Source organism: Nibrella viscosa (assembly GCF_039541875.1).
GTDB classification, from domain to species: Bacteria; Bacteroidota; Bacteroidia; order Cytophagales; family Spirosomataceae; genus Nibrella; species Nibrella viscosa.
The window spans coordinates 7,585-18,131 of record NZ_BAABHB010000012.1 but is presented as its reverse complement, the minus strand read 5'-3'; the positions used below and the strand labels follow the sequence as shown (position 1 = coordinate 18,131).

Below are 10,547 nucleotides of genomic sequence, written 5' to 3'. Positions count from 1 at the left end.
AACGCGAACCTCGCCCGTCTCGCGATACAGTCGCGGACGAGCGGCTAATCGCAAAGCCGCCCTAAATTCAACCGGGGCGGCTTTGTTGTTTTTAAGCTTCGCGTTCAGGAGAGAGGCTCAATCCTTCCTGCTCGAAATAAGCCGGGATATTAAACGTAATACCGTTGAAGAGTTCAATGTCTTTGTGCCAGTCGATGACCAGCCAGTCTTTGGCAGGTTCGGCGAGAATAACCTGCTGCGAGGTTGTAAGAATCCAGATGACACGCTGTACACCGAAAGTAAGCAGATTGGAAGTCTTACGCTGAATATACTCGTAATCGGAGAAGGTGCTGTTATCGATGTTTACGTCAATTTCGACATTGACCAGCGGGGGCGTCTGGAAATAATGAACGTTGAACAGCGATACCTGACTGCGGTCGTAAATCATTAAATCACCCGAAAGGTTGTTTCTCTTCTCTACATGAAGGCCGGGCTCACCCGTAAAAACAAAGTACTGGCTGTCGTCGAGGTTTTTGCTACTTAGTACAATACGGGACAGATACCAGAGAATAAGGCGCTGTAAACTGCTGCTGCCCATGATTTCGTCTATCGTTTTACCCCCGCTCAAAACGGCCTTATACCCATTGTAATAGACGGGTTTACCGTCCAGCACTTCTTTAATCAGATAGCCGGGTACCAGAGGAGATTCAGGTTGTTGTTTTGCGGTCTTTGTTTCCATAGACGCTGGGCATTTAACAAATGTAACAGGAAGGAGTAAATAACGGCTCATTGCGTTGATTTTCTCTTCTGTTCCGCCTTTCCAAAGCCCAAAGCTCTCTTTTGAATAACCTGCGTCGTTCAAAAGAGAGCTTTGGGCTTTGCACGTAACCTGCTTTATTTCGAATTTACCTGCTGCTGGTTGAACTGCGGAATAATATCATCGCGGTCGGCGGCCTGTTTGGCGGTCAGGTATTTTATAGTATTGCCTTGTCCTTTGACAAGATAAGGAAATTTCTCAGCCATATCCGGCTTAGCTCCTTTATAAGTCCGGGATTTGAGATAATTAACCGTGGGGTTAAGTGACATAAACCGTGTGTTTTTATGAATAATTCATCAAGGTAACGAAATAAAAACAGATTTTTATACTTTTTCTGGAAAAATAGCGGCTGACTACTAATAATTTAGGAAAATTCCGATTTTGAGGCCCACGTATCCAGCTAATCTATGACATACTCAACAATGTGTAATGCCATACCCAGTCCGCTTTGACTTCCGTACCGCCGGGCAATTTTACCCCCCAGCGACTCCGGTATTTTCCGGCTCGGCAGGTTGCGCTCGTCGGCCGGGTAAATCAGCCGATCGTAATCGAGTGTTTCGTCGGCCCAGTGTTTCAGCGCGTGAATGGCTTCCCGGCCCAATCCGAACCCGTGCGCCGACCGGCGTAACCAGATACCAAACTCCGGCTCAGGCGTATCAATTTTGTGCAGACCGGCACAGCCCAGAAACGCTCCGGTAGCTTTGTTGGTCAGGACCACCGTCAGGCTGGTCTGATCTCTATTTTCCTGTATGGAGCTTAAAATAAAGGCTTCGGTTTCGGTGCGAACTGTAGCCGGGCGCGGGTACATATACCGGGCAACTTCCGGCGTGAACTCCCTGAAAATGTCGTCGACGTAAGACAGCTGAATAGATTTCAGGTGCATACGCTCCGTTTCCAGTACCAGATTAGTCAGGTTAATCGCAACATCGGCACGTACAGACATAGCAGCTCAGAATTGATACTCCCTCTAATATACAAAAAACGCCTGCTCGTGTACCGGAAGCAGGCGTTTTTATCGGGCCAATGCCCGTTTATTACTCACCGGCAATAGGGTCAGCCTGGCCGTCGGGATCATTCTTAACAAAGCCCCGCTTCGGGATTTTAGTCCCCCGTATGAGCAGCAGACCGGCTATGTGGGGGGCCGCCATCGACGTACCCGAGAGCGTAGCGTACCGGCCGTCTTTGTAGGTCGACTGCACCCGTACGCCAAACGCACAGACATCGACCTCCGGACCGTAGTTGGAGAACGAGGCAAAGTTCTCGCTTCGGTCCATTGCCGATACGGTAAACACGTTGGGGTGGTTAAAACGAGCAGGAGATGATTTAATGGCTTCGCCTTCGTTGCCGGCGGCAATCGCAAACAAAATGCCCTTGTCGGCGGCCAGTTGAATCTGACGTTCCAGCGTGGCCGATGTGCCTTCTCCGCCCAGGCTCATATTAACCACATCACCCGCCTTGCCGTTGCGTGCGACATGACTGACCGCCGAGATAATGCCCGACAAGCGGCCTTCGCCGACCTGATCGAGTACCCGCAGTGACACCAGTTTAGCGCCGGACGCGATGCCCAGTACACCAATGTTGTTGTTAAGGGCTCCGATAATGCCGGCTACGTGCGTGCCATGGCCGTTCTCGTCGTCGGGCGTTTTGCCGGTAATGAACGATACACTCCGGTCTTTGTCGACGTTCAGGTCGGGGTGGTCCAGGTCAATGCCGGTGTCGATGACCCAGACCGTTTTGGTAAGCTGATCTTTGTAATCGCCACGGCCGTAGCCGGTGAATTGAATGTTCCAGGGAATGGCGGTGGGCGTCACCACATCCACGCAGCTACACATCGATACGATGCGGTCGGGTTCTACCATTTCTACGGCCGGGTCCTGCCGCAACCGTTCGCTTTCGGCCTGGCTCAGGTGAGCAACAAACGCCGTGTGGTTGCCCGAAAACAAAACGTCGGCATCCGTGTCGGCTACCTTGTTTTTAGCCAGAAAACGCTCCACCACGGCACCTACGCGGGCGTTCGGGGCAGCGGGCAGGGCTTCATCCGGTTTATAGGTAACAATGTAGGAGCCGGCAACCACCTGACCGTTGCGGTCCGAGGCTTTCACCAGACAGTCACTCGCGGGCTCTACCACCCGGTCGGTTTCACAGCTTACTAATGCAGCCAGTAGTCCTGCTTTCAGGAGGGTGGCTGAAAAAAGTCTCCAGCGCAATTTTTTAATCTTTTTATCGGTCCGCCGAAGCGGTCGCTGGATAATAACGAAAAATGGGGGTGAAAAGTGCCGGGAGAAAAGACGAAGAGAGATGGTAGGAACCGAGTAGGGGGGAAAGGTAAGACAGGAAGGATACTAAAGGGGAGGGCTTAGTGCGGCCATCGGCGGAGTAGATGGAAAAGAGGAGTTGAAAGTCGTTTGGAACGGCTATTTTTGCAAAAAATCTAAACTGTGCGGTTGCTGCCTGACTTAGGCAGGTCCGTATGAACAGACGTATGGCTGAATACAACCACCGCGAGGTCGAACAGACGTGGCAACGCTTCTGGGAAGAAAATCAAACGTACAAAACGGAGACCGACTCCCGGAAACCTAAATACTACGTGCTGGATATGTTTCCGTATCCATCGGGTGCGGGGCTGCACGTGGGGCACCCGCTGGGCTATATTGCCTCCGACATTTTCTCCCGCTACAAGCGGCTAAAAGGCTTCAACGTGCTGCACCCCATGGGTTTCGACTCGTTTGGGCTACCGGCGGAGCAGTACGCCATTCAAACGGGGCAGCACCCGGCCGTGACCACCGAGCGTAACATTATCCGGTACATTGAGCAGTTAAAGAATATCGGCTTCAGTTACGACTGGAGCCGCGAAGTCCGCACCTCCGACCCTGGCTTCTATAAATGGACGCAGTGGATCTTTATGGAGCTGTTCCGGAGCTGGTACAACAATGAAGCCGACCGGGCCGAACCCATTGAAACGCTGGTCGCTAAATTTGAGCAGAACGGCAATCAGTCGGTAAACGCTCCCTGCGATGACAATACGCCAACGTTCACCGCTGAGCAGTGGCGGGCAATGAGTGAACAGGAGCAGTACGATATGACGCTGAAATACCGATTGACCTACGTGGCCGATGCCGTGGTGAACTGGTGCCCGGCCCTGGGCACGGTACTGGCCAACGACGAGGTGAAAGACGGCGTATCGGAGCGGGGCGGCTATCCGGTGGAGCAAAAGAAAATGCGCCAGTGGATGATGCGCATTACGGCTTATGCCGACCGGTTGCTGCACGGCCTGGATCAGATCGACTGGTCGGAATCGCTGAAAGAGCAGCAGCGTAACTGGATCGGCAAATCGGTCGGGGCGGAGGTGACGTTTCAGATTGAGAATAGGGAGGAGACGATCAAAGTTTACACCACCCGCGTCGATACCATCTACGGCGTTACCTTCATGGTGCTGGCCCCGGAGCATGAGCTGGTGCCGGAGCTGACTACGCCGGAGCAGCGCGAGGCCGTAGAAGCATACGTAAATGCGGCTAAGCTGCGTTCGGAGCGCGACCGGATGGCTGATGTGAAAACAGTGTCGGGCGTGTTTACGGGCAGCTACGTCATCAATCCGTTCAACGGCGAGAAGGTCCCCATCTGGCTGGCCGATTATGTGCTGGCTGGTTATGGTACGGGTGCGGTTATGGCGGTTCCGTCGGGCGACCAGCGCGACTGGACGTTTGCTACGCATTTTGGTTTGCCGATCGTTCGGATTCTGGATGCCCAGAAAGACCTCGATACACAGGCCGATGCCACCAAGGACGGCCGCTATGTAAACTCCGGCATTATCAACGGCCTGACCTATCAGGAGGCCATTCCGGTGCTGATCCGGTTTTTGGAGGAAAACGGTATTGGTAAGGCCAAGACCAACTACCGTCTGCGCGACGCCGTGTTCAGTCGTCAGCGCTACTGGGGCGAGCCGGTGCCGGTCTATTACAAAGACGGGCTCCCCTACCTGATCGACGAAACTGACCTGCCGCTGGAGTTGCCGGCCGTTGATAAATACCTGCCTACCGAAACCGGAGAGCCCCCCCTGGGCCGGGCCGAAGACTGGAAGTATAAGGGTGAATACGAGTATGAACTGAGTACGATGCCTGGCTGGGCCGGCTCAAGCTGGTACTGGTATCGCTACATGGACCCGCACAATAACCAGGCGTTCGCGTCGAAAGCAGCAGTTGATTACTGGCGCGATGTGGATCTGTACGTCGGCGGCTCCGAGCACGCAACAGGCCACCTGTTGTACAGCCGTTTCTGGAATAAGTTTTTGAAGGACCGGGGTTATGTACCCGAGGAGGAACCGTTCAAAAAACTGGTGAATCAGGGTATGATTCAGGGCCGGTCCAATTTTGTGTACCGGGTAAAAGAATCCGTCGGCGAGGGCAAAGCACCGGTGTTTGTCTCGGCCGGGTTGCTGGAGAGTTCCGATTGGCCAACTATGGCCGTAACGGCCTTACACGTCGATGTGAACATTGTCAGTAATGATGTACTGGATATCGAAGCGTTTCGCAAGTCGCGACCCGATCTGACCGAAAGCCCCGATGGTATTCCGGCGGAGTTTATCCTGGAAGACGGCAAGTACATCTGTGGAGCGGAGATCGAGAAGATGTCGAAGTCGAAATATAACGTGGTGAACCCCGACGATATCGTAGAGCGCTACGGAGCCGACGTTTTGCGGCTGTACGAAATGTTCCTCGGCCCCTTGGAGCAGGCTAAACCCTGGAATACCAACGGCATTGATGGCGTATACCGCTTCATCCGGAAGTTCTGGCGGTTGTTCTACGAAGAAAAAGCCGATAATACCAGCAAGTGGATCGTTACGGATGACGCCCCAACGCCGGCCGAGTTGAAGGTTCTGCACAAGACAATCAAAAAGACGCAGGACGATATTGAGGCTATGTCATTCAACACAACGGTGCCTGCTTTTATGGTGTGCGTGAATGAGCTGACCAGTCTGAAATGCAGCAAGCGGGCCATTTTGCAGGACCTGGTCGTTATTCTGTCGCCGTTTGCTCCGCACATTACAGAAGAGTTGTGGGCTGTGCTGGGTAATGAGCCGGGCACCGTCACCAAAACCGGCTTTCCGGCGTTTGAGGAGAAGTATCTGGTTGAGGATGCGTTTGAGTATCCGATCCAGATTAACGGAAAAGTGCGTACCACGATCTCCTTTGCCATTGACCGCGCTCCGACCGAAATCGAAAAAGAGGTACTTTCCAATGAAACGGTGCAGAAGTGGCTGGAAGGCAAAGCCCCTAAAAAAGTAGTGGTGGTACCGAAGCGGATTGTGAATGTTGTTGTTTAATGGAACGCGGAGATAGAACGCTGATAACGCAGATTGGGCCGCTCCGGCGTACCGGGATTTTCACGGATAAAATCTAAATAAAATATGTATAAATCCCGGTACGCCGGAGCGGCCCAATCTGCGTCATCCGCGTTCTATCACGCGTTTTATCCAAGAGTATGAAAAAGCTCATTATTGTACTTCTCCTGGTAACCGCTGCCTGTGCGCCGAGGACGCAGATTAGGGTGCCGGACGGCGGCTTTCAGGATTATTTCAAGTCCCAGCGGGGTCAGGCGCTCATCAGTGTTCACCGGGGCGGGGGCAATTACAAAGGCTACTCCGAAGCGTGTGTAGCGCCGTTGACCCCGTCAGCTAACAAACAGCACAGGAAAACCAGTACCGTTTGCCAGGCTGAGGCTGAGTATGCATTGAATACGTGCTTATGAGAAAAGCCGAGTAAAGATAAAGCGTCAACGTACGGCTATCGCTATCTGTTCAACAAAATTTACAATTTACCGGGTCCTTAACGTATTAAGCTATACGTCGTTAGTGAATCGGTACGAGTCAACAGATAGCTTAAAGTCTGGCATTTTTTATGATGGAGGGTTTCAAGAAGATAAAATATTTGTTTTGAATGCTTTTACTTGAAGATCATCTTTTCGATAAAGTAGTAGCCATGTCTCCTGCTTTTGTCCTTTAAATGAGAGTTAATTTATGTATTTCACCTACTTAGGGGTTTTTCTTAGCGTAAGGGTCAAAATGAGTTTTCCAAAATAAATAAGATTTTACGCCACTTAATTAGATACTGACTTCTTCCTCCCTCACTGGTATACTTCTTGCAAGAAAACAGGCTCGGAGTAGAACTATCCTCGGGAGCTGATGAAAAAACTATACGTTCCAGAAAATTTTTGGGCGAATACAAAAACTTACGGAGTAGGAGTAAGGTGTGCCGTTACGTGCATTTTCTTGCTTTTGTCTATAGTAAGTTCCTTCGCCCAGACAACCCAGCCCACCGTCATTGCCAACTTTGGTGTTGAGGCCGACTTGTATGCCAACTTCCGGCAGGCGGGTACCTTCACCGCGGCCGGAACGGATGACTGGTTTTTCCGGACTATTTACCCTGGCGTAGGTCGAAATGTCATTGATACCACCGGGGCGGCTGCCCTGCGGGCGTTTTATCAAAACACGGCGAATAACCGGAATATCTCGTTTACGCGTCGGATGTCGACTCCGTTGTATACGGTTGTTAACAACAGGCTCTGGCTGGATGCCGTTTACGCCAGAGATAACACCAAAACTGATTCTACTTCTTTTGCTACCAGTAACAAAAATGGGGACAACCCAGCCAATTGGACCTCTGGTGTTACACAGGTAACTCCCAAGAACGATATCATCGACTCCTACGTTCACGCCCGCCGGGATGGTACTACAGTTAACGATCCATTGTGGCTGGTTGGTGGAGTGGTTACCGATGGAACTACCGGGGCCAGCTATTTCGACTTTGAGCTTTTCCAGACCCGTCTGACCAGGGTAGGTAACGCCTTCACCGGTGAAGGGCCGGATGCGGGGCACACCGCCTGGTTATTTAGTTCAACAGGCGCTGTTACACGACCTGGTGACCTGATTGTAGCCGCCAGTTTCGATAACACCGGTTTAACTCAACTGGACGTTCGTATCTGGATTAGCCAGACGGATTTTAACCGGTTGACTACGACTACCCAGCCCCAGGCGTTCAGTTTAACCGGTGCCTATGATAAACCAAACCCGAACGCGACATTTGGCTATGCCTCTATTGTCCCCAGAACGTCTGGTACTGTTTTCTATACGGGTTTTGTAAATACAGCAGTCACGCCTGCGGCCCCCTGGGGGTATTATGGCCAGGCTAATAACTATGTTACGGATTACCAGCCCAACCAGTTACTCGAATTTTCGCTGAACTTATCAGCCCTGGGAGTAGATCCTTCAACCATTCCCGGACGAAATGCCTGCGAACCGGCTTTTCAGAGGTTTATGTCGAAAACGCGCTCCTCGGGTTCGTTTACCTCTGCCTTAAAGGACTTTGTAGGACCTTTTGATTTTATCGGTTTCCCAAGCGCGGTAACGGACTTTGGCCCGCCTACGCTGGCCGTTTGCGCCAATGAGTTTCCGTATGTCTTAACGGCCCAGTCTATTATAACCGGCGAAGCCAATATTCTGCTTTATAATACATTTTCAACCGACGGCGGAATTATCACGGGCACCCAGGGTAATCAAATCACAGTAGCTACCCCGGGTACTTATATTACGCAGGGGCGAATCTACCCTGGTTGTAATGTTTTATCCGCTGATACCATAGTACTAACCTCCACCCCAATACCTATAATAAATGCGGTAGCCAGTCAGTCGGTCTGTAACGGCTCACCCACGGCGGCTGTTACCTTCACCGGCTCTCAGGTCGGTACTGTTTATAACTGGACCAACTCGAATCCTTCCATAGGATTGGCGGCCAGCGGAACGGGCAATATACCTTCATTTACAGCAACCAATATCGGCACCACCACACAAACGGCTGTTGTGACGGTCACTCCGGTATTCAACGGTTGTTCCGGAACGCCTACTTCTTTTACCTATACGGTCTTTCCCAGCCCAACAGTCAACTCCGTCAATAACCAGACTGTCTGTAGCGGAGCGACTGTACCGACTATTGTGTTCAGTAGTCCCACCGCCGGTGCAACCTTTAGTTATACCAGTTCGACAAATGTAGGTTTCGGGACAACGGGTACCGGTAATATTGCCTCGTTTGTGGCTTCTAATACGACGACGGCACCCATAACGACTACCGTAACCGTGCGGGCTACCGCCAATGGTTGTCAAGGCCCGGCTCGTACGTTCACCATAACGGTTAATCCCGCGCCTACCGTTAATGCCGTCAGCAGTGTGACCTACTGCGCCGGAACGGTGGCCCCGGCCATTTCGTTCAGCAGCCCGACGTCCGGTGCAACATTCAGTTACACCAGTTCGGTTAACGTGGGCTTTGGAACCGGCGGTACGGGGAGTATTCCTTCCTTTACGGCTACTAATACCGGTTCAAGCCCATTGGTAGCAACCGTGTCGGTACAGGCCACCGCGAATGGCTGTGCGGGGCCGGTGCAGACATTTACCGTAACGGTGAATCCTATACCGTCTGTCAGTACGGTTAATAACGCCACCTATTGTGCCGGTGCTGCCGTATCGGGTATTCCGCTCAACAGCCCGACCCCCGGTGCGACCTTTAGTTATACCAGCACCACCAATATTGGGTTCGGGACTACCGGCTCCGGCGTTACCAGTATTCCGGCCTTCACAGCGACGAATGCCGGTACCACCCCGGTCAGTACAACCGTGACGGTGCGGGCCACACTCGGGAGCTGTACCGGACCGGCTACTACGTTTGTGCTGACAGTTAACCCCAGTCCTACCGTCAACGCCGTCAGCAGTGTAACTTACTGTGCCGGCGCATCGGCTCCGGCTATTAACTTTAGTAGTACAACCACGGGTGCTACCTTTAGTTATACCAGTTCGGTGAACGTGGGTTTTGCTACCAACGGCACGAGTATACCGGCGTTTACCGCAACCAATACCGGCTCAACCCCGCTAGTGTCTACCGTAACGGTGCAGGCTACCGCCAATGGTTGCCCCGGACCGGTGCAGAGCTTCAGCATTACGGTGAACCCGAGCCCAACGGTCAGTAATATCAACAGCCTGACGTATTGTAACGGAGCGGCCGCCCCGGCTATTCCGTTTACTAGTGCTACGCCGGGGGCCGTGTTCAGCTATACCGCTACCAATAATGTAGGCTTTGCTACAATCGGTACCAACGTAACCAGCATCCCTGCGTTTACCGCAACGAATGCCGGCTCAACACCGGTTGTTTCGACCGTGACGGTGCAGGCCACCGCCAATGGCTGTGCCGGACCTACGCAGACTTTTACCATCACGGTCAACCCCACCCCGACAGTTAATACCGTCAGCAGCGTGACGTATTGTAGTGGTGCATCGGCTCCGGCCATTGTCTTCGGCAGTCCCACGGCCGGTGCCGTGTTTAGCTACACCAGCTCGGTCAATGTGGGTTTCGGTACATCCGGCACGGGCAACATCGGGGCCTTCACGGCGACCAATACCGGATCGACCCCAGTGGTCGCCACCGTATCGGTACAGGCCATAGCCAACGGCTGTGCCGGACCGGTGCAGACCTTCAGCGTGACGGTGAATCCCAGTCCGGCGGTCAATACCGTCAGCAGTGTAACCTACTGTAACGGAGCGGCCGCCCCGGCCATTGTCTTCGGCAGCCCCACGGCGGGTGCTACCTTCAGCTACACCAGCAGCACCAATGTGGGTTTTGCTACGACGGGTACGGGCAATATCGGCGCTTTTACGGCCACCAACACTACGTCGGCCCCGGTTACGGCCACTGTGACGGTAGTAGCCACGGCC

The 10,547-nt window shown here is 52.8% G+C and carries 7 protein-coding genes; 3 read left to right on the top strand and 4 right to left on the bottom strand.

Annotation, left to right across the window (positions count from 1 at the left end; all coding sequences use genetic code 11):
* Positions 1–91 precede the first annotated feature (91 nt).
* The 4 genes from ABD931_RS22345 to ABD931_RS22330 form a co-directional block, all read right to left on the bottom strand.
* Positions 92–718, bottom strand: a complete 627-nt coding sequence (locus ABD931_RS22345; protein WP_345270203.1) for a Uma2 family endonuclease — start codon at positions 716–718, stop codon at positions 92–94.
* Between the two features lie 155 nt (positions 719–873).
* Positions 874–1,065, bottom strand: coding sequence for a hypothetical protein (locus tag ABD931_RS22340; protein WP_345270202.1), 192 nt, complete (start codon positions 1,063–1,065; stop codon positions 874–876).
* Between the two features lie 131 nt (positions 1,066–1,196).
* Positions 1,197–1,739: a GNAT family N-acetyltransferase gene (locus tag ABD931_RS22335; protein ID WP_345270201.1), complete on the bottom strand. Its 543-nt coding sequence runs from the start codon at positions 1,737–1,739 to the stop codon at positions 1,197–1,199.
* Positions 1,740–1,830: 91 nt separating this feature from the next.
* Positions 1,831–3,003 carry a S8 family peptidase gene (locus tag ABD931_RS22330; RefSeq protein WP_345270200.1) on the bottom strand — a complete coding sequence of 391 codons (1,173 nt, stop codon included), beginning with the start codon at positions 3,001–3,003 and terminating at the stop codon, positions 1,831–1,833.
* A 275-nt stretch (positions 3,004–3,278) separates the two neighbouring features.
* Between ABD931_RS22330 and ABD931_RS22325 the strand changes: the two genes are divergently transcribed.
* The 3 genes from ABD931_RS22325 to ABD931_RS22315 form a co-directional block, all read left to right on the top strand.
* Positions 3,279–6,116 (top strand): leucine--tRNA ligase, encoded by a 2,838-nt coding sequence (locus ABD931_RS22325; protein WP_345270384.1) that lies wholly within the window; start codon positions 3,279–3,281, stop codon positions 6,114–6,116.
* Positions 6,117–6,274: 158 nt separating this feature from the next.
* A complete protein-coding gene (locus tag ABD931_RS22320) occupies positions 6,275–6,541 on the top strand; it encodes a hypothetical protein (protein ID WP_345270199.1) in 267 nt (88 codons plus the stop codon).
* A 526-nt stretch (positions 6,542–7,067) separates the two neighbouring features.
* The coding region (locus tag ABD931_RS22315) for a beta strand repeat-containing protein (RefSeq protein ID WP_345270198.1) at positions 7,068–10,547 on the top strand (3,480 nt) is incomplete at its 3' end.

Coding starts and splice junctions, on each gene's coding strand:
- ABD931_RS22345 (WP_345270203.1), bottom strand. CDS start 718: ATGGAAACAAAGACCGCAAAACAACAACCTGAATCTCCTCTGGTACCC.
- ABD931_RS22340 (WP_345270202.1), bottom strand. CDS start 1,065: ATGTCACTTAACCCCACGGTTAATTATCTCAAATCCCGGACTTATAAA.
- ABD931_RS22335 (WP_345270201.1), bottom strand. CDS start 1,739: ATGTCTGTACGTGCCGATGTTGCGATTAACCTGACTAATCTGGTACTG.
- ABD931_RS22325 (WP_345270384.1), top strand. CDS start 3,279: ATGGCTGAATACAACCACCGCGAGGTCGAACAGACGTGGCAACGCTTC.
- ABD931_RS22320 (WP_345270199.1), top strand. CDS start 6,275: ATGAAAAAGCTCATTATTGTACTTCTCCTGGTAACCGCTGCCTGTGCG.